This is a genomic window from Streptomyces chengmaiensis (genome assembly GCF_029846775.1).
In the GTDB taxonomy this organism is placed as follows: Bacteria; Actinomycetota; Actinomycetes; order Streptomycetales; family Streptomycetaceae; genus Streptomyces; species Streptomyces chengmaiensis.
The window spans coordinates 104,300-122,054 of record NZ_JARWBG010000005.1 but is presented as its reverse complement, the minus strand read 5'-3'; the positions used below and the strand labels follow the sequence as shown (position 1 = coordinate 122,054).

Annotated in this window: 16 protein-coding genes and 1 pseudogene; 3 read left to right on the top strand and 14 right to left on the bottom strand. The window is 70.4% G+C overall.

The features are described 5' to 3' along the window. The first annotated feature begins 1 nt into the window (after window position 1). Complete coding sequence (locus tag QCN29_RS06865) at window positions 2-853, top strand: hypothetical protein (RefSeq protein ID WP_279926807.1); 852 nt, start codon at window positions 2-4, stop codon at window positions 851-853. Here QCN29_RS06865 and QCN29_RS06860 read toward each other — a convergent pair. Then, window positions 837-1,943, bottom strand: coding sequence for an aldehyde dehydrogenase family protein (locus QCN29_RS06860; protein ID WP_279926806.1), 1,107 nt, complete (start codon window positions 1,941-1,943; stop codon window positions 837-839). The two genes, QCN29_RS06865 and QCN29_RS06860, sit on opposite strands and share 17 nt — an antisense overlap. Before the next feature lie 404 nt (window positions 1,944-2,347). On the opposite strand from QCN29_RS06860, the gene QCN29_RS06855 reads away from it, so the two are divergent. Beyond that, window positions 2,348-3,199, top strand: a complete 852-nt coding sequence (locus QCN29_RS06855; protein WP_279926805.1) for an SDR family NAD(P)-dependent oxidoreductase — start codon at window positions 2,348-2,350, stop codon at window positions 3,197-3,199. 4 nt (window positions 3,200-3,203) lie between these two features. Here the strand turns inward: QCN29_RS06855 and QCN29_RS06850 are convergent, their stop codons facing one another. The 6 genes and pseudogenes from QCN29_RS06850 to QCN29_RS06820 all read right to left on the bottom strand — a co-directional run bounded on the left by QCN29_RS06850 (window position 3,204) and on the right by QCN29_RS06820 (window position 8,914). After that, complete coding sequence (locus QCN29_RS06850; protein ID WP_279926954.1) at window positions 3,204-3,461, bottom strand: AMP-binding protein; 258 nt, start codon at window positions 3,459-3,461, stop codon at window positions 3,204-3,206. After that, window positions 3,385-3,807, bottom strand: a pseudogene (locus QCN29_RS06845) (AMP-binding protein); the annotation flags it as partial. The pseudogene QCN29_RS06845 and the gene QCN29_RS06850, both read right to left, overlap by 77 nt. Next, window positions 3,804-4,850, bottom strand: coding sequence for an NAD-dependent epimerase/dehydratase family protein (locus tag QCN29_RS06840; RefSeq protein WP_279926804.1), 1,047 nt, complete (start codon window positions 4,848-4,850; stop codon window positions 3,804-3,806). The gene QCN29_RS06840 and the pseudogene QCN29_RS06845, both read right to left, overlap by 4 nt. A gap of 1,154 nt (window positions 4,851-6,004) precedes the next feature. Further along, a complete protein-coding gene (locus tag QCN29_RS06830) occupies window positions 6,005-7,216 on the bottom strand; it encodes an MFS transporter (RefSeq protein WP_279926803.1) in 1,212 nt (403 codons plus the stop codon). 45 nt (window positions 7,217-7,261) lie between these two features. Beyond that, window positions 7,262-8,218, bottom strand: a complete 957-nt coding sequence (locus QCN29_RS06825) for an EamA family transporter (RefSeq protein WP_279926802.1) — start codon at window positions 8,216-8,218, stop codon at window positions 7,262-7,264. 6 nt (window positions 8,219-8,224) lie between these two features. After that, on the bottom strand, window positions 8,225-8,914 hold the full coding sequence (locus QCN29_RS06820; protein WP_279926801.1) for a mycothiol-dependent nitroreductase Rv2466c family protein: 690 nt from the start codon (window positions 8,912-8,914) through the stop codon (window positions 8,225-8,227). Window positions 8,915-9,177: 263 nt separating this feature from the next. Between QCN29_RS06820 and QCN29_RS06815 the strand changes: the two genes are divergently transcribed. Next, entirely contained in the window at window positions 9,178-10,053 is an 876-nt protein-coding gene (locus tag QCN29_RS06815) for a LysR family transcriptional regulator (RefSeq protein ID WP_279926800.1), read from the top strand. Between the two features lie 283 nt (window positions 10,054-10,336). Here QCN29_RS06815 and QCN29_RS06810 read toward each other — a convergent pair whose 3' ends face one another. The 7 genes from QCN29_RS06810 to QCN29_RS06780 form a co-directional block, all read right to left on the bottom strand. Further along, window positions 10,337-11,593: an ATP-grasp domain-containing protein gene (locus QCN29_RS06810; RefSeq protein ID WP_279926799.1), complete on the bottom strand. Its 1,257-nt coding sequence runs from the start codon at window positions 11,591-11,593 to the stop codon at window positions 10,337-10,339. 66 nt (window positions 11,594-11,659) lie between these two features. Then, window positions 11,660-12,832, bottom strand: a complete 1,173-nt coding sequence (locus tag QCN29_RS06805) for an ATP-grasp domain-containing protein (protein ID WP_279926798.1) — start codon at window positions 12,830-12,832, stop codon at window positions 11,660-11,662. A gap of 59 nt (window positions 12,833-12,891) precedes the next feature. Beyond that, window positions 12,892-13,389: a flavin reductase family protein gene (locus tag QCN29_RS06800; RefSeq protein WP_279926797.1), complete on the bottom strand. Its 498-nt coding sequence runs from the start codon at window positions 13,387-13,389 to the stop codon at window positions 12,892-12,894. Then, a complete protein-coding gene (locus tag QCN29_RS06795; RefSeq protein ID WP_318036697.1) occupies window positions 13,386-14,738 on the bottom strand; it encodes an LLM class flavin-dependent oxidoreductase in 1,353 nt (450 codons plus the stop codon). The genes QCN29_RS06800 and QCN29_RS06795 overlap by 4 nt, the downstream gene beginning before the upstream one ends. A gap of 49 nt (window positions 14,739-14,787) precedes the next feature. After that, a complete protein-coding gene (locus tag QCN29_RS06790; RefSeq protein WP_279926796.1) occupies window positions 14,788-15,747 on the bottom strand; it encodes a D-2-hydroxyacid dehydrogenase family protein in 960 nt (319 codons plus the stop codon). Between the two features lies 1 nt (window position 15,748). Further along, the gene (locus tag QCN29_RS06785; RefSeq protein WP_279926795.1) at window positions 15,749-17,257 is read right to left on the bottom strand and encodes an aconitase family protein; all 1,509 of its coding nucleotides are present in this window, start codon (window positions 17,255-17,257) and stop codon (window positions 15,749-15,751) included. Beyond that, window positions 17,209-17,736: a sensor histidine kinase gene (locus QCN29_RS06780; RefSeq protein ID WP_279926794.1), complete on the bottom strand. Its 528-nt coding sequence runs from the start codon at window positions 17,734-17,736 to the stop codon at window positions 17,209-17,211. The genes QCN29_RS06785 and QCN29_RS06780 overlap by 49 nt, the downstream gene beginning before the upstream one ends. Window positions 17,737-17,755: the final 19 nt, after the last annotated feature.

The following is a 17,755-nucleotide window of genomic DNA, read 5'->3' as shown; positions in this document are numbered from 1 at the left end:
CATGATGCAAGTCGACTTTTTCCTCGCCTACGGAACCGGCGCCATGTTCGCGGTTTCCGCCACCAGCCAGACACAAGCCGACCGACGTGATCCGGCGGGTAGCGGCTCACGGCTGATCAGCGCCCCTGTCGTGACGTGTGCGCTCTACCTTTCGCTGCTGCTGGCGCCGGCGTGCGTGTGGTTGCTCGCGCGGTACCCCGCGTGGGAGAGCATGCACATGCTTCAGCAGGCGCCGGTTTGGGGAATGGCGCTGTTCGGTGTGGGCACGGTTGCCTTCGGTGTCACGGGCTGTGTTACCGGTCTTCGCCTGCTGGCGAAAGGCAATCCGTCCGGGACCTACCTGAACACGATCGTGCCCTGGACCTTGGTGTTCGTCGTCCTGACGTACGGATGGGACGGCTGGGGCTACTGCCGTTTCCTGTCGCCCACGGTCTTTCGCCTCTCCTCCTGCTCGAAGCGGCCTCTTCTTGAGGTGGCGGCACTCTGGGCGCGTTCTGATGTCGCGACCGCCTTGGCCGGGGTTGTCGTTGCCGCGGTGGGGATGGGGGCGACAGTCATGACGTGTCTGTATGCGGCAGGCGCGCGGTCGGAAGGACGCCCCGCGTCCCGGAGCGTCCCGACCTTCCTGAGCTTCCTCGTCGGAGGTGTGCTCCTACCCAGCCTGGGTGCCGCCGGGCTCGTGGCAGCGACGGCTTGGGTGGCCGGGCCGGTGGCGGGGGCAGCAACGCTCTCCCTGCTCTTTCTCCTGTGCGGCGGAACCTACCGCGCTCGCGGGAGCATGCCCTTCGGTGATGTGCTGACGCCAGGTCGTGCGTCGCCGTCTCGCTCGGCCGGGGTCACCGACGCAGGCTGAACAGAGGCCGCACCAGTCGCACGTCGTCGACCCGGAGGGTGGCGAACTGCGGTGCGAGCTGACTCAGCGGGGCTCCGGTGTGGACAGTGGCATGCCGGCCTGTTCCTCGTGCCGCCCACAGCACCTCCGACCAGGCGGTGAACGGCGCGACAACCGCGACGGGCCCAGGTGGAATGAGGGTCGTGTCGATACGATCAAGGTGTCGCTGACTAAACACCGTCGGGCCGTGCAACTTGTGGCCGAGACTCTCCCCCTTGGCCACCACTTGGGTATCCTCCCCCCACGCCCGAGTCAGGTACGACCGCACTGCGCCGAGCTCATCGGCGGTGGCCAGCCGGCTGAGAACCGCCTCGGGTGACCTGGCTGCCCGTTCACCAAGTGCGCGGGCCTCTGCAGCGAACAGCTCGATGAATCGGTCGTAATGGTGCGCATGAACCGCCATGACGGGGGTGGCCCTGCAGTGCCTGCCGGCCGAGCGAAAGGCGCTTCGTACCGCATCCTGCACGGCCGGGCGAAGTCGGGCGTCCTTGCGCACGACGAACAGGCCAGGCAGCGTCGTGCTCCCCGGCGCGGACCGAGGCGTGCAACACGCGGTGACCGACCCATCAGTGTGCTCGGCCACTGCCCACAGCAACCTACGGTCATGGCCTGCCAGCTGTTGCCAGACGTCACCTGGAAGCCCGGTCTCCAATGCAAGTGCACGTACGTGGGCGGACATCCGCACTGCATGGGGCGCGACGGCGGAGATGACACAGTCCCCATGGAGCAGCGCTGGCAGCACGCCGTGAAATACATGCGTCAATGGCGCGGCATCGTCGCTCAATGACAGCAGGACGTGTGCGGGGGACGCCTTGCCGGTTTGGGCCTGCGGCGTTCGCTTCCATCCCTTATGGCGCGTCGAAAAGGCGTTGCGCTGGTCGGCCATGACGTCGCGACTGCACAGACCGCTCGTCGGCACCGCCATGCGGGCCAGCAAAGGGGCGTCCCTACGCACCAGTTGGGTGAAGCGCAGGGCCCACTGTGTTCGTTGTACACAAGGCCAGTTGCTCCACGCCGGGCCGACGAGGCGCGCCCGGGAGGCGGCGGCCACGGCCTCGTCGGGAGTGGTCAGTTCCCCAGCCGGCAGAGCAACAGGACCATCGGGGTGAGCCCCTGGGGGCTCGTGTTCTCCCGTCACCACAGAACCTCTCCATGTGCTGCCAGGAACGGCATAAAACGAGCGCTCAACGTGCCTTGGGTTCCGACCCACGATCACGACCTTGAAACGAGTACTTCCACAAGGTGGTCACGTACCACGCCACCGCACGGCAGCGGCTATGAGTTGAGCGGCAGCAGACGATGAGACGGAGTCGACCGTTCGGGTGACGTACGACATCGGTGACCTTGGTTGGGCGGTAGTCTCCGGTGTCGCTCGGTGTCGCTGCTCTGTAGGCGGCCTTCTTGGGCAAGCAACTTCCTGGCAGACCTCTCTTTTCCCTCTCCTCGAAGGCGTGCATGTTCCATTCATCCGCTCTTTCGTCTCCGCATCCGGAGGCAACGTCTGTCGGCCGCACAGCCGTGATCACCGGCGCCACATCTGGGCTTGGCCTTGTCTTCGCTGAACGGCTCGCCGCAGCCGGATACCACCTCACTCTGGTCGCCCGCGGCACCGATGCTCTGAATGCGATCGCCGCCCGGCTCGGCCACGGCGATCGTCGTCCCCACATCATCACGGCAGACCTGGGCACTGAAGACGGCGTCAGCCGCCTCCTCGAAGCCTTGACCACCGCAGTCCCCGACCTGTTGATCAACAACGCTGGTTACGGGCTGGCCGAAGCCTTCCCTTACAGCACACCCGCCGACGAGCAGACGCTCCTCAGAGTGAACGTCGGATGCGTCCTGCGCACCACGCATGCCGTACTACCGATGATGATCAGCCGCGGCGCGGGCGCCATCGTCAATGTCGCGTCCGTCGCGGCCTACGGACCTGTTTGGCTCGCCAGCACCTACCCCGCGAGTAAGTCCTGGGTGCTTGCCTTCACCGAGTCCACCGCTCGTTCCGCCCAGCTCAAAGGCAGCGGTGTGCGCATGATGGCTCTGCTCCCCGGCTACACGAGAACAGCATTTCCGCAGCGGGCCGGTATGACCGGCCCTCATATGCCGCAGTGGATGTGGCTCACCAGCGAGCAGGTGGTCTCCTCAGCTCTGCGGGATTTGGAGCGCGGTCGGACGATCAGTATCCCGAGTCTGCGTTACCGCATCTTGTCCCAGGTGCTGCGTCATCTGCCCCGCGGAGTAACCACACGCTTCAGCCTCGACCGCAGCGTGCCTCGCGAAGAGACGGTCGCGGCAGCGACGGCGGGCTGATCGGTTAGGGAGAGATGTTGCGGTGCCGGGTCGGCACTCCCTTGGGCGCACCCGTCGAGCCCGGGGTGAAGAGGATGTAGGCGAGATCGTCCGGGCCCCGCCTTGCGCGCCCCCGGGAGGGCGGTCGGCATGGGGTCCGTCGCTGCCGCGTTCCCGGGCGTCCGCCGCTCGCGCAGTTCCCGCAACCCCGCCGCGTCCAGGCGCAGGATGGGGCCCTCGAGCTCGTCCAGGGCCGCTCCGCCGCGCGTCGGCGCCAGATCACCGTCGGCCAACACGAGGCCGGCCTCACCCGCGGAGACGACCCTCGCCGTGCGCGCCGCGGGCCAGGCCGGGTTGAGCGGGACCGCCGTGGAGCCGAGCCGCTGGATCGCCAGATAGCCGGCATACGCGGCGAGACTGCGGGAGGCGAGGAGGCCGATGCGCTCGGGAGCCTCCCCGCCCGAGGCGACGAGGATCTCGCCGGCCACGCGCTCCACGAGGTCGTGGAGTTCGGTGTACGAGAGCCGCTCCCCGGCCACTTCGAGAGCGGTCAGCTCGCCGTACTCCGCGACGGACGCGGCGAACCAGTCGTAGAGGGTCCGCTGCTCGTACGCCGTTCCCGTCCTCACGCCGCACCACCCTGCTGACGTGCGTCCCACGCGGCGAGGAGCTCACGTTCGCGGTCCGGGGCGATGCCCAGGAGCGTGTCGCCCTGCCGGTAGGGGCCGTCCGACGGCCCCCGTTCCCGCAGCCACTCCCATGTGTCCCGCACCGTGTCGGGGAGGGGGCGCAGGCGCAGACCGGCCGCTTCGGCCTTCGCGGAGGAGGCTCGCCACGTGCCCGCGAGGGCAGGGACGTCGGCGGCCCAGAAGGGCAGCCCGGTCCACACCGCGACCTCGTGCTCCAGCAGGAAGTCGTCGTCCACCCACACCGGTTCGGCATCAGATCCGGTCACCTCCGCGCAGTGCGCGAACAGGTCGCCAAGGGTGTCGACGTCGCCGTCACGGCCTTCACCGCCGCGGCCGGTCACCAGGTAGCGGTTGCTGTCGCCCGCCTCGGCCCGGTCGAGCCCGAACACGGCGATGTCCCGCGCGTCCACCAGCCGTACGGGCCGGTCCGGCGAGCCCGGCACCAACACCCGCCCGCCCCGGGCGAAGCGCTCCAACCACCACAGCAGACGCCCGGTGTTCTCGTGGGGACCCACGATCAGGCCGGGGCCGAGGGTCAGCGTCCGCCCCTCGAATGACTGCTCGACGGCACGCTCGCAGCCCGCTTTGAGGGCGTTGTACACGACGTCGTCGGACGCGGCGTCGGGCGCGCACGGGTGCCGGGGTGACTTCTCGTCCACCGGCTCGCCCGGCCATCCCGCATAGGCATGGAAGGACGACACGAACAGATACGTGCCAGCGTGGCCGGACAGGGCCTTGGCCGACTGTGCGACCACCTGCGGCTCGAAGCCGCAGGTGTCGACGACCACGTCCCAAGTACGGTTCTCGGCCAGCCGATCCAGGTCTTCGGCGCTCTGGCGGTTCCCGCGCACGACCTCGACACCGGCCGAGTCCGCTCCCGACTTCCCCCGGTTGAAGACCGTGACCTCATGGCCCCGCCGCAGCGCCTCGGCCACAAAGGCACGGCCGAGAAACACAGAGCCGCCCACTATCAGAATTCGCATGGTCTGATCATGGTTTCAACCAGCGCATTTCGCGCTACCGTACGCCCACTTCTCAAGTGCGCGATCCATCACGTTCTTTGCGTCTGCCGTACAGTCGGCCACGGACGAGGAGACCAGAGCCGTCCCGATGGGCGTCTGGCCGTTGCGGGCGGAGGCGAAGACCAGGCAGTACTCCACCTCCGGGCCGAACCGGTCTTGACGCCGATGGCACCCGCGTAGCTGCCGAGCAGCGTGTTGGAGACGCACCGCCGCACTGCCGTCCGTTCCAGCGCAGCTTGTCCCCCGGCACGTGCCCGTGGTGGAGCGCGTCGCAGTAGGCCGCCCCTCACCGTCTCCAGGTCTTGGCGCGGAATCAGTGGCAGTGATCTCCCCCGAGGCCGATCGCAGCCGGGAACACGACGCGGCTCGATCGGCAGGGGCACGCCCGGCATCGCCTGCCAGCCGCTCGCCCTCGGCCTCCACCTCCCGAGGGTGCTTGCCGCGCTTGAGGTAGTAGCGGCCGTCCGCAGCGACCACTGCGGACGTGCTCACTGCCACATCAGGTGCTCGTGATCAGTCCGCGGTTCTCCAGCGCCCAGGCCGTCTGCTAACCGGCGGATGGGGCAGGCGCGGCACTGGAGGCGGCCGCGATCTCTCGGAGCAAGACGACCTGCGGCTCCGTCAACGCATCTCACGACTCCGGGCCCTACCCGACGGGATCGGCCGGCCAAGATCGGGCATACTGCGTACGACGCGTGCTCGTCCCCCTTATGGGTGCCTCAGACTGCCCCTGGACCCGCGAGCGCGGCAGGTGGTGCATTGCTCCGTAGCCGCCCGCCGTGCGGCGATACCGCTAATCCTCCGTGACGCTCATTTGACGCTCTGGTCACCCGGCAGCCCGCTGGAGGGACGGAAGAACCTGCCTGACCTGCACTTTCTCCAGCTCCGTGCGCCGTGACAAGTTTCCGATGACGCACCATGTGGAGTGCGTGGCGATCCTGGAGCCGATCCGCGAGGACGCCTGACCTGCGGTTTTTCGGCGGTAGTCATCCGCTTCACCTGTTTTTGTCCGCCGGTGCGGATCGTCGCGGCGGGGGTGCGCGCGACGTCCGCTCCCGGGTCCCGCGCTCAGCGCGGGGGCAGGACCCGGGCCACGCTGCGGTGGTCAGCAGGGGTCAGCTCGCCGGGGTGGTCCGGCGGCCGGTGGCGGCGCGGAGGAACACGGCGAGAGCGACCAGGGCGATGCCGAACCAGACGACGCTCGTGACGCCCACGTGGTCGGCGAGCAGGCCGCCGATGAGGGCGCCCAGGGCGATGCAGGTGTTGTAGGCCATCGTGTTGAGCGACATCGCGGACTCGAATGTGTCCGGGGCCGCCGCGAGCGTCATGTTGATCTGGCTGAGCTGGACGACACCGAAGGCGAGGCCCCACAGGGTCATGGCGGCGATCACGCCGATGTCGCTGGTGCCGATGGTCAGCAGCATGACGAGTGCGGCGATCAGGATCAGGCCGCCCACGACGAAGCTGCCCCGCAGGCTCTTGTTGACGGTCTGGCCGCCGATGAAGTTGCCGATCGCACCGCCGACACCGAAGACGATGAGGACGACGGTGATGAAGCCGACGGTGGCGGAGGTGCTTTCCTCCAGGTAGGGACGGACGAACGTGTAGGCGCCGAAGTGGCCGAGGACGAAGAGCACGACCATGACCAGGACCACGCGTAGCGGAACGTTCTTGATGGGCAGTCCGAAGACCTCACGGACCGAGACCGCGTTGGCTGACGGCAGCGACGGGATCGTGAAGGTGACCGCGAGGAACACCAGGGCGCTGAGGCCGGCCCAGATCAGGAAAGTGGCGCGCCAGTCGCTGGCGCTCTCCAGCAGAGTGCCGAGCGGGATGCCGACGACGGTGGCGATCGAGATGCCGGACACCACGACGGCGGCGGCCCGGTTGGCGTGCTTCTCGGGGACGATGCGCATGGCCATGCTGACGCCGATGGCCCAGAAGACGCCGCTGGCGAAGCCCATGATCAGGCGGGTGCCCAGGATCAGCGGGTAGTTCGGGGCGATCGAGGTGATCAGATTGCCGACGGCCAGGACGGCCAGCAGCGCGGTCAGCAGCCGGCGCCGGTTGACGCGCCGGGTCCACGCCACGATGAACGGCACGCCGAGACCGGCCGCGACACCCTGCGCCGTGACCATGAGGCCGGCCGCGCCCACGGTGACGTCGAGGCTCTCGCTGAGCGGCGTGAGCAGGCCGATCGGCAGCAGTTCGGTGGTGAGGAAGACGAACAGACTGGCGGTGATGGCAGCCACACCCAGCCATCCCCGGGTCGGGGACACCTGGTTCTGTGCCGCGACGGGGGCACTCGTCTCTTCTTGAATGATCATGTCATTTCTCCGGATGTGGTCAGGCGTGGGGAGGTGCGCCCGCCGTTATGGGCTGCGTTCCTGTTCCAGAGCGGGTTGGTCGGGGAGGTGCGAGGTGGTGGTGCGGGGTGGAGCCGAGAGGGTCTCCTCGGACCCCGGTTTGGGCGGGCGCGGCTGGCCGAGCACGACCGCCAGGGAGATGACGGCCATGCCGACGATCTGGAGGGCGGACAGCGTCTGGTCCTTGACGAGGTAACCCAGCAGGGTCGCGACGACCGGGCTGCCCAGCGCGAGGAAGGAGACCGCCACGGCCGGCAGGCGTTCGATGCCGCGGAACCAGACGATGTAGCTCAGGACCGCGCCGAAGGCGATGAGGTAGGCGAACCCGATGACATTGGAGCCGGTGAGACCGTCGTCGGGCAGGTCTTCCGACGACAGCCAGAACGGCAGCAGGACCAGACCGCCCGCCGTGAGTTGCCACCCGGTGAACGTGAGCAGGCTGACGCCCTCCGGCCGGCCCCACCGTTTGGTCAGGGTGATGCCCGAGGCCATGCACAGGGCTCCGCCGACTGCGGTGAACACTCCGATGGTGTCGAGCGGCGCCGCGCTCTTGAAGACGAGCAGCACCACGCCCCCGGTGCCCATCACGCAGGCCAGGGCGTGGACGGCTCTGATCCTGTCACCGAGGAAGAGGGCGGCGAGGATCACGACGAACACGGGCTGTGCCGACATGATCACGGCGGCGATGCCGCCCGGAAGCCGGTAGGCCGCGACGAAGAGCAGGAAGTTGAAGGCGCCGATGTTCAGCACGCCCAGCACCAGAGCGCGCCACCACCAGACGCCGACAGGAAGCTTCCGGCCGAGAGCCAGCAGGAACAGGCCGCCGGGCAGGGCCCGCACGGTGGTTGCCAGGAGCGGCCGGTCCGGTGGCAGCAACTCGGTGGTGATCAGGTAGGTGCTGCCCCAGACCGCTGGAGCCAGGCCGGTCAGGGCCGCCGTGAGTCCACTGTTTCCGCTCTTCATCTTGCGTCAAATCCCGCGGGAATCAGCGTGGTTCCCGACGTCCGTCCGGTCAGCGCAGTTGAAGATCGGGTCGCGGTCGCGGCCGCGCTTCAGCTCGAAGAAGCCGTCGGTACTCGCTAGGGCGAGCACGCCGTCCCAGAGCGTTCCGGCGGCCTCGCCACGGGGGGCGGGGGTGAGCACGGGGCCGAAGAACGCCATCGGCTTCCCGTCGGGGCCGGGCACGTGGATCACGGGGGTGCCGACCGCGGAACCGACCGGCTCCATCCCGTCGTGGTGCTCGGCCCGCAACGGCCCGTCCCAGGAGGTGTCTTCCGCCGCCTCGATCAGGTCGGCGGGCAGACCCGCCTCCGCCAGGGCGGCGCTGATCATGTCGTGGCCGAGACCGGCCTTCTCATGGTGGATCAGACGGCCCATGGCGTTGTAGAGGGGGCGCAGCACCTCGTTGCCGTACCGCTGCTGCGCCGCGATGCACACGCGCACGCAGGCCCAGCCGTCGATCATGCCCTGGCGGTACTTCTCCGGGACCTCGCGGCCCTCGTTGAGGACCGACAGGCTCATGATGTGGAAGCGGGTTTCGAGCGGCCGGACTTGCTCCACCTCCAGCATCCAGCGTGAGGTGATCCATGCCCAGGGGCAGCGGGGGTCCACCCAGATGTCGGCGGTGGTCGTCTCGGAACGCGGTGGTGTGGTGCTCATGACGGTCGCTCGGCCTTTCGGTGTCACGGGCGTGAGGGCGCACGAAGGCATGCCTCGGCGGTGTGCGCCAGGTACGGGGGCTAGGGGAGGGGGCAGCGGAGGCGCGGCCTTCGGGCATGCCGAGGGGCCCGTTCGAGGGCCCGCCCGGCGGAGTCGGCCCGAGGACGTTCCTCCCGCGTGCGGTCTTCACCAGTGTCGGGCCGGGGTATTGATGAGTCCAATACATGTTTGTCACGTGATAGATCTCGTATCACGATGGATCCATGGAGCTTCAGCAGATGCGGTACGTGATCGCCGTGGCCGAGACCAACAGCTTCACAAGGGCTGCCCAACGCTGCCTGGTGGTGCAGTCCGCGTTGAGCCACCAAATCGCGCGCCTGGAGAAGGAACTGGGTGCGAGGCTCTTCGAACGAACCAGCCGCCGGGTGCGGTTGACCCCGGCTGGCGCGGCCTTCCTGCCCGCCGCCCGCCAGTGCCTGGACGCGGCGGAACGGGCCGCGGCCGAAGTCGCGGCGGCCGTCGGGGAGGTGCGCGGACGCCTCGCGGTGGGGCTGATCCCCACCGTCGCCGCCGTCGACGTTCCGAGCGTCCTGAGGAATTTCCACCAACGCCATCCCAAGGCGCGGATCAGCCTCAGCGTGGGAGCGAGCGACGAACTCGTCGAGCGGGTCAGGCAGGGCGAGCTCGAGGTGGCCTTCCTCGGCATCCCGGTCACGGCCCGCCCCCGGGGCGTCATGGCCCGGGAGATGGCCCGCGAGCGGCTGGTCGCCGTGGTCTCCCCGGACCACCCGCTCGCCGACGAGACCTCGGTCGACCTCCGTCGGCTGTCCTCGGAGGTGTTCGTGGACCTTCCGGCGAAGACCGCCGGCCGGGCCCAGTCCGATCTGGCCTTCACCGCGGCCGGCCTCACCCGCGAGGTCGCCTTCGAGGTGACCAACGCGGACTACCTGGCCCGTCTGGTCGGCGCGGGCCTCGGCGTGGCCCTGCTCCCGCCCGCTTACGTCGCGGGCCTGTCCGGGATGGCTGCGATCGAGGTCACGGACGCACCGGCCCGCGCCGAGTACGTGGTCTGGGGCCGGGACAGCCGTACCCCGGCGGCCGCCGCCTTCCTGGAGCTGTTGGGCATCGAGGAGGAGTGAACGCACGCGAACGAGCCGGGGCGGCCCCCAACCCGCATCGGATGCTGCCGGTGAATTCGGGGGCTGGCGTGACGTCGGTCTCCAAGACCTGGTTGTGGTCTTGGAGACCGACGTTGTCGTTGTTCGCGGATCTGTTACCGGTACGGGGAAGCCGGCCTGGTCGCGCGGCCGGCTGGCGCTGGTCTCGGTGTTGCAGTTGGCCGCAGGTTCGAGTCCTGCCGGGGCGCACAGCATGAGACCCCTCCTTCGGGAGGGGGCCTTGTGCTGGTCGGGGGGCTGTTGGTCAGATGGCCTGGTCGTGGTGGGCGGAGACCTTCAGGGTGAACTCCAGGTGCTCCACCGCCGCCCGCGCCGCGCGTGCGGCCTCTTCGGGGGTGTCCGCCAGGGCGCGGGCGAAGGCCACCCTTGAGTCGGAGGAAGTCAGGCCGCCCACCTCCGCTCCCGGCTTGGCGAGGAGGCGCACCTCCGTCACGCCGGGCAGCGACCGGGCCTCGTCGAGGCGGCCGACGTGGTCGAGGACGCCGGTGACCTCCAAGGCCGCGAACCAGATGGCCGAGCAGCGCGCCGGACGATCCTCGGCCAGCATGGCGAGGATGCCCGGCAGGACGCTCTCGCCCAGGGTCTGGCGGGCCGCGCAGTCGTCCACGTCGACGCCGGTCGCATCCTGGACGAGCGCTGGGATCTCGTCGCCGCCCATGCGGACGTGCGTCTCGATCAGTCGCGGGCCCTTCTCAGTGAGGCAGATCTCAGAGTGGGTCGGGCCGAATTCCACGCCGAGGGCGTCGAGTACGGCGCCGACGTAGGCGTGGACCTCGTCGCGGACCTCGTCGGTGAGCCGTGCGGGCGTGACGTGCCCGAGTTCGACGAAGGAGGCCGGGTCTGAGAACTTCGCGGTGATCGCGACGACCTGGTGCTCGCCCGCCTCCGAGACGGCCTCGATGCTGAACTTCGGCCCGTCGAGGAACTCCTCGACGAGGACGCCCGTGTGGGCCAGGCCCTGGTAGCTGTCGTCGGCCCGGGCGAAGGCCCCGGCCAGTTCGCTCTCGCTGGTCACCTTCGTGATGCCGGCGCTGCCGGAGTTGGAGACGGGCTTCACCACGCAGGGCAGGCCGTACCGGCGGACGAAGGCACGCAGTTCGTCGAGGTCCGCGGCGCGGACGCCGGCGGTGGAGTCCACGCCCGCCTCGCTTAGCCGGGCTCGCATGGCCTGCTTGTCGTGCACCAGGTGGACGGTGTCCGGGCTGTGCGCGGTGAGCTCCAGTGCCTCGGCGATGCGGGCGTAGTGGTTCTGGTTGCGCTCGCCGAAGGTGCCGATCCGGGTGAAGGGGTCCCGGGCGTGGACGGCCGCCGCCAGATCGACCCACTCCTGCTCAGGGGCGTCGTCGCGGAGCCCCAGGACGCGCGCGTTCTCGCCGGGGGCGCGGACCCGGCCGACGGAGTCGAGACGGCAGAACACCGTGGTGCGGGCACCCGGGTGGGCGGCGCGGATGCGGGCGGGGAAATCGCGGCCGGTGCCGACGATCAGGACGTGCTCGGACAAGACGGCTTGTCCCTTCCGGGTGGGAGGAGGACGAAGGACAGAGGACGGTGACGGGCTCGAGGCGCCTCATTCCCAGCGGGTGTGCCGGTTCCACCACTCCATGGTGTCGGCGAGCCGGGACTCTACGGCGTCGGTGGTGTCGGCTTCGGCGAAGACACTGGCCGCCGCGTCGGCGGCGTACTCCACGCCCTGGCAGTGCGCCCCGGCCTCGCGCATCAGGGTCAGCTCCACATCGGGGACCGGGCACGGGTCGGCTGGGGGGACGAAGACGCCGTGGCCGGGGGGCAGCAGGACGTGGCCGATGGCCCGGGACGGGGCGGCCGGCTGCGTGGTGAGGGTGAGGGGGAGCCCGCACTGCGCCCGGAGCCCTTCGCGCGCCAGGTGGACGCCGAAGGCCCGTACGTACTGGTCTCCGATGAGGGAGCCGCCGGCGCGGCTGGCGATCTCGCACAGCACGGGGACACCGTCCGGGCCGATCCACGCCTCCAGGTGGAAGGCGAGGGGGTGCGGCGCCGGGGGCAGGGCGGCGACGACGTCGGCGGCCATGCGCTGGAGGGCGTGCGTGGCGGGGTCGTCCGGGGCGAGCAGGATGCTGCCGGTGTGGAGGTTCTCACGGACGCGTTCGGCGAGGCCGCCGGTGTAGCGGGCGGGCCAGGAGTGGACGATCCGGCCGTCCCGCATGATGCCGTCCACGTGGTGGAAGTCGCCGTGTGCGAGGCTCTCCACCATCCACTGGCCGGGCAGGTACGGCACCTCGGAGCCGCGTTCCCGCGCGAAGAAGGCCGTGATGTCGGCGGGCTCGCGCAGGAACGCCACTCCCTCGGCGCCCGCGCCGGCGCGCGGCTTGACGACGACGGGCAGGCCGTGGGCGTCGACGAAGTCGAGCAGGTCCCGCGGGCTGTCCACGGCGGCGAACGCCGGAACCCGTACGCCCGCGGCCCGCGCGAGCTCCTTCATGAGCACCTTGTCGCGGTAGGCGGTGGCCGAGGCGACGTCCTGTCCGGGCAGGCCGAGCCGGGCCCGCAGCCGGGCGGCCCGCAGCACGTCGCTCTCGCTGGTGCTGGCCACCAGGTCCACCCCGTACTCGCGGGCGGCCGCCTCCGCGACCTCCTCGGTCGCCCAGCCGTGGTAGTCGTCGACCAGCCGGTGGCGGGGGAAGGAGGCGGCCAGGATGTCCTCGGCGCCGTCGACCGCCTTGGCGTGGTGATCAGGACGACGTTCTGGGGGCGGTCGAGCCACTGCTGGAGCGGGCGGCCGGTGAGCGGCTGGCGCGAGAACAACAGAACGGTGGGCATGTGTCAGGTCCTTGCTGGAAGAGGAGTCGTGACCGGCTGCAGGCCCCCGTGGCGGTGGACGAGGCCGTCCCCCCGCTCTCCCTGCTCGACCTGCTCGACGGCGCCCACCAGCAGGTGGTGGTCGCCCAGGCGCACGGTGCTGTGGCGCGAGCACAGCAGCCGGCCCAGGCAGCCCGCCAGGTACGGCACGCCGTACGGGCCGAGGTGCCAGGCGGTCGGCGGGGCGAAGCGGTCGACGCCCGGGGTGGCGAAGCGCATGGCCGTGGCCGCCTGGTCCGCGCCGAGCAGGTGGAACGCGAAGTGCTTGCTGTGCGCCATCTTCGCCCACGTGGTGGAGGTGTCCGCGAGGGCGACGGCGACCAGAGCGGGTTCGGCGCTGATCGAGGTGAAGGAGGTGACGGTCACTCCCACCGGGCGGCCCGGCCCGGCGGCGGTCAGGACCGTGACCCCAGAGGGGTGGGCGCGCAGGACGGAGCGCAGGGCCGCCGCGTCGACGGTCATGCTCCGCTCGCCGGGGCCGGGGGGAAGGCGGGCCGGGGCAGTCCGAGATTCCCCCGCAGCGTGGTGCCCTCGTAGGAGGTGCGCACCAGGCCGCGGCGCTGCAGCTCCGGGACGAGGAGGTCGACGATGGCGTCCAGGCCGCCCGGGTGGTAGTCGGGCATGATGTTGAAGCCGTCGGCGGCGTCGCTGACGAACCAGTCCTCCAACTCGTCCGCGATGGCCTCTGGGGTGCCGAGCAGGAAGCGGTGCCCGCGTCCGGCGGCGACGGCCAGGTAGAGCTCACGGATGGTCAGGCCCTGCCTGCGGGCCTGCTCGTAGATGACCTGCTGCTTGCTGGTGCTGCCCTCGATGGCGGGCAGCTCCGGCAGGGGGCCGTCCAGCGGGTGTCCGGTGAGGTCGACGTTGCCGAGCTGGTACGAGAGCATCCCGAGGCCGACCACTGGGTCGACGAGGGACTGGAGGGTCGCGTACTTGTCCTCGGCCTCCGCCAGGGTGCGGCCCACCACGATGAAGGCGCCGGGCAGGATCTTGACGTGGTCAGGGTCGCGGCCGTGGTCGGCGACCTGCTTCTTCAGGCCGCGGTAGTAGACCTGCGCCTGGTCCAGGGTCTGCTGGACGGTGAAGACGACCTCCGCCCAGCGGGCGGCGAAGTCCTGTCCGTCCGGGGAGGAGCCCGCCTGGACGATGACGGGGTGGCCCTGCGGCGGGCGGGCGACGTTCAGCGGGCCCTGTACGGAGAAGTGCTCGCCCCTGTGCCCGAGGATGTGCAGCTTCTCCGGGTCGAAGAAGCGGCCGGACTCCTTGTCGTAGAGGAAGGCGTCGTCCTCCCAGCTGTCCCACAGCCCGGTGACGACCTGCATGAACTCCCGGGCGCGGTGGTAGCGGGCCGTGTGCTCGGGCTGCTTGTCCAGGTTGTAGTTGCGCGCCTCGGCGTCCGTCGCGGAGGTCACGACGTTCCAGCCAGAGCGGCCGGCGCTGAGGTGGTCGAGGGAGGCGAACTGCCGCGCCAGGGTGAAGGGTTCGTTGTAGGTGGTGGACGCGGTCGCGGTGAGGCCGATGTGCCGGGTGTGCACGGCGAGCGCGGACAGCAGGGTCAGCGGCTCGAAGTGGACCATGCGGCCCTGGCGGCTCAGCTCGTCGGCGTCCTTGTACCTGGTCCGCACTCCGGCTCCGTCGGAGAGGAAGACCATGTCGAACATGCCGCGCTCGGCGGTCTGCACCAGGGAGCGGTAGTAGTCGAAGTTCAGGCCGCCGTCGGGGCGGGCTTCGGGGTGCCGCCAGGCGGCTATGTGGTGCCCGGGCGCGGGAAGGAAGGCGCCGAGCTTCATCATGCGGCGGTGCGGGCTCACCGGGAGTCTCCAAGGTCGAGAGAGGGTGGCGCGGAAGGCGGTGGTGGGGTCAGCCGAGGAGGCGGACGGGCGTGCCGGCGAGGTACGCCTGGATGTCCTCGACGGCGTGGGTGTAGTAGGTGCTGTAGTTGTTCTGGGAGACGTAGCCCAGGTGGGGGGTGGCCAGGAGGCGGGGCGCGGTGCGCACCGGGTGGTCGGCGGGCAGCGGCTCGACGTCGTACACGTCCAGGCCGGCGCCGGCGATGCGCCCCTCCCGCAGGGCGTCCAGGAGGGCGTCCTGGTCGATCAGGCCGGCCCGGGAGGTGTTGACCAGGTAGGCGGTCGGCTTCAGGAGCGCTAGTTCGGCGGGGCCGAGGAGGCCGCGGGTGCGGTCGCCGAGGACGAGGTGCAGGGAGACGAAGTCGCTGGTGGCGAGGAGTTCCTCCTTGCTGGAGGCCCGCCGGACGCCGACCTCGGCGGCGCGCTCGTCGGTGAGGTTCTGGCTCCATGCCTGGACGTCCATGCCGAAGGCGAGCCCGACCTGGGCGACCCGGCTGCCGATCTTGCCCAGGCCGAGGAGGCCCAGGGTCCGGCCGTGGAGATCGGCGCCGACGGTGGACTGCCACGGGCCGCCGGTGCGCAGCGCCGCGTTCTCGGTGACGATTCCCCGGGCCAGGCCCAGCAGCAGGGCCCAGGTCAGCTCGACGGGCGGGGTGGAGGTGCTGGCGGTGCCGCAGACGGTGACGCCGTTGCGCTCGGCCGCCGCGTAGTCGATGACGCTGTTGCGCATGCCGGAGGCGATGAGCAGGCGCAGGCGGGGCAGTCGGTCGAGTAGGGAGGCGGGGAAGACGACGCGTTCGCGCAGCGTCACGACGATGTCGAAGTCGGCCAGGAAAGCGGCGAGTTCGTCCTCGGTGGCGAAGTGTTCGGGGAAGCTGACGACCTCCACCTGGTCCTTGAGGGGGCTCCAGTCGGCGGCGGTGGTGGCCACCTGCTGGAAGTCGTCGACTACGGCGCAGCGAAGGCTCATGTCAGTCCTTGTCCCAGGTGATCGGGGTCTGCTGGAGGTTAGTGGCGCCGATGCCGGGGCCGGTGGGCAGGGCGAGGGCGCCGTCGTCGATCCGTACCCCGGTGAACGGGTCGTCGCGCAGGCCGACGGGGCCGTCCAGGTCGAGGTGGTCCGCGAGCGGGGCGAGCTGTGCCATGGCGGAGACGCCCAGCGCGCTCTCCACCTTGCAGCCGAGCATGGTCCGCAGGTCGCAGGCCCGGGCCAGCAGGATCATGCGGTGGGCCTCGGCCAGGCCGCCGCAGGTGACGAGTTTGATGTTGACGCCGCTGACGTGGCCGCGCAGGCGCAGGACGTCCTCGGGCGTGGCGCAGTCCTCGTCGGCGAAGACGGGGACGGGCGAGTGCTCGTGGACGTGGCGCAGGTCGTCGAGGTGGCCGGGGGCGACGGGCTGCTCCAGGAGTTCGACGTCGTGGCGGAGGAGCTGCACCGCCACGACGTCGAACTCCCGGAGCAGGCGCTGCTCCCGGCAGTACTCCCGCACGCGGGACACCGTCGGCTGGTCGCGCCCGGTGCGCCCCAGGTAGTCGAGGGTCTCCTCGTCCACCGGGAAGAACGCCGACATGGCGCCGTACTCGGGGGCCATGTTGGCCACGGTGCAGCGGTCGGGCGCGGAGAGTTCGTCGACGCCGGGGCCGGTGAACTCCACCATCAGGCCCTGGACGTTCTCCTCGCGGAGGCGGCGGGTCAGGGCCAGGACCACGTCGGTGGGCGAGGTCCCGGGGCTGACGGTGCCGCTGAGCCGCACCCCCACGATCGGGGGGATGCGGATCGCCTGCGCCCGGCCCAGCATCTGCGCCTCGGCCTCCAGGCCACCGACGCCCCAGCCGAGTACGCCCAGGCCGTTGACCATGGTGGTGTGGCTGTCGGCGCCCAGGACGGTGTCCGGCACGAGGGAGCCGTCGGGGCCCTCGGTGACGACGGCAGCCAGCTGCTCCAGGTTGACCTGGTGGACGATGCCGCGTCCCGGCGGGCAGGTCCCGCCCCGCGTCCGGAGCGGACAGGCCGCCCAGGGACCTGTCGACGGCGTGCTGGTCCATCTCCGCGGTGTCGTCGAACGCGGAGCGCATCCGGGCGTACGACTCCAGCCTCTCGCGGAGGCTCTCGCAGGTGAAGGGCTTGACGAGGTAGTGGAGGACACCCGCGCGGCGGCCGCGCGGATCGATGCGGGTCTGCGGTCGGCGGTGACCATGACGATGTCGACGTCCAGGTCCAGGCCGCGAAGGCGGCGGGTGACGGATAGTCCGCTCTCGTTGGGGAGGTGCTGGTCGAGCAGGATGAGGTCGATGCCACCGCGCTCGACGGCCTCCAGGGCCGTGGCCGCGCTGTGGGCGATTCCCGCCACCCGGAAACCGGGTATCTCGGACACGTAGTGGGCGTTGATCCTCGCCACGTAGAAGTCGTCGTCGACGACGAGGACGCTGATTATAGGTCCTCCCGCAGCCGTCTCGACGTGTCCGCGTCCGCCTGGCACGTCACGTGTCGGCGGGCTCCCTGGTGCTGCTCGGCGGCGCACATCCGGACGGTGAAGACGGCGCCGCCGCCCTTCCGGCCCCTCACCTCGACCGATCCGTTCCGCGCCTCGGCGACGGCGCGTACCAGCGCGAGGCCGATGCCCCGGGGGCGTGCGGGCGAGGCCGGTTTCGTAGAGGAGCCCCGCTCGAAGACCCAGCCGCGTAAGTGGGGTGCCACACCGGGCCCGTTGTCGTACACGGAGAGGTCGACGGCGCCCCGGTCGTACCGGAGCACGGCTTCCACGCGGGGCTCCGGCCGTCCGGTGCCGGCGACGGCGTCCAAGGCGTTGTCGACGAGGTTGCCGAAGACGGCGCCGATCTCCCCCGCCCCCTCCAGGCCGTCGGGCACCCAGGAGGCGAGTCCGAGCGCGACGAGCTGCGCTGGCCTACGTGACTGGCGACGGCCGGGCGGAGCCCTCGACTGTGTGGCGGTGGGCACCTTGAAGGGCGGGGGTACT

Excerpts from the sequence above, each read along its gene's own strand:
- QCN29_RS06830 (WP_279926803.1), bottom strand. The coding sequence starts at position 7,216 with ATGATCATTCAAGAAGAGACGAGTGCCCCCGTCGCGGCACAGAACCAG.
- QCN29_RS06820 (WP_279926801.1), bottom strand. The coding sequence starts at position 8,914 with ATGAGCACCACACCACCGCGTTCCGAGACGACCACCGCCGACATCTGG.
- QCN29_RS06815 (WP_279926800.1), top strand. The coding sequence starts at position 9,178 with ATGGAGCTTCAGCAGATGCGGTACGTGATCGCCGTGGCCGAGACCAAC.
- QCN29_RS06840 (WP_279926804.1), bottom strand. The coding sequence starts at position 4,850 with ATGCGAATTCTGATAGTGGGCGGCTCTGTGTTTCTCGGCCGTGCCTTT.
- QCN29_RS06790 (WP_279926796.1), bottom strand. The coding sequence starts at position 15,747 with ATGAGCCTTCGCTGCGCCGTAGTCGACGACTTCCAGCAGGTGGCCACC.
- QCN29_RS06855 (WP_279926805.1), top strand. The coding sequence starts at position 2,348 with ATGTTCCATTCATCCGCTCTTTCGTCTCCGCATCCGGAGGCAACGTCT.
- QCN29_RS06800 (WP_279926797.1), bottom strand. The coding sequence starts at position 13,389 with ATGACCGTCGACGCGGCGGCCCTGCGCTCCGTCCTGCGCGCCCACCCC.
- QCN29_RS06865 (WP_279926807.1), top strand. The coding sequence starts at position 2 with ATGATGCAAGTCGACTTTTTCCTCGCCTACGGAACCGGCGCCATGTTC.
- QCN29_RS06825 (WP_279926802.1), bottom strand. The coding sequence starts at position 8,218 with ATGAAGAGCGGAAACAGTGGACTCACGGCGGCCCTGACCGGCCTGGCT.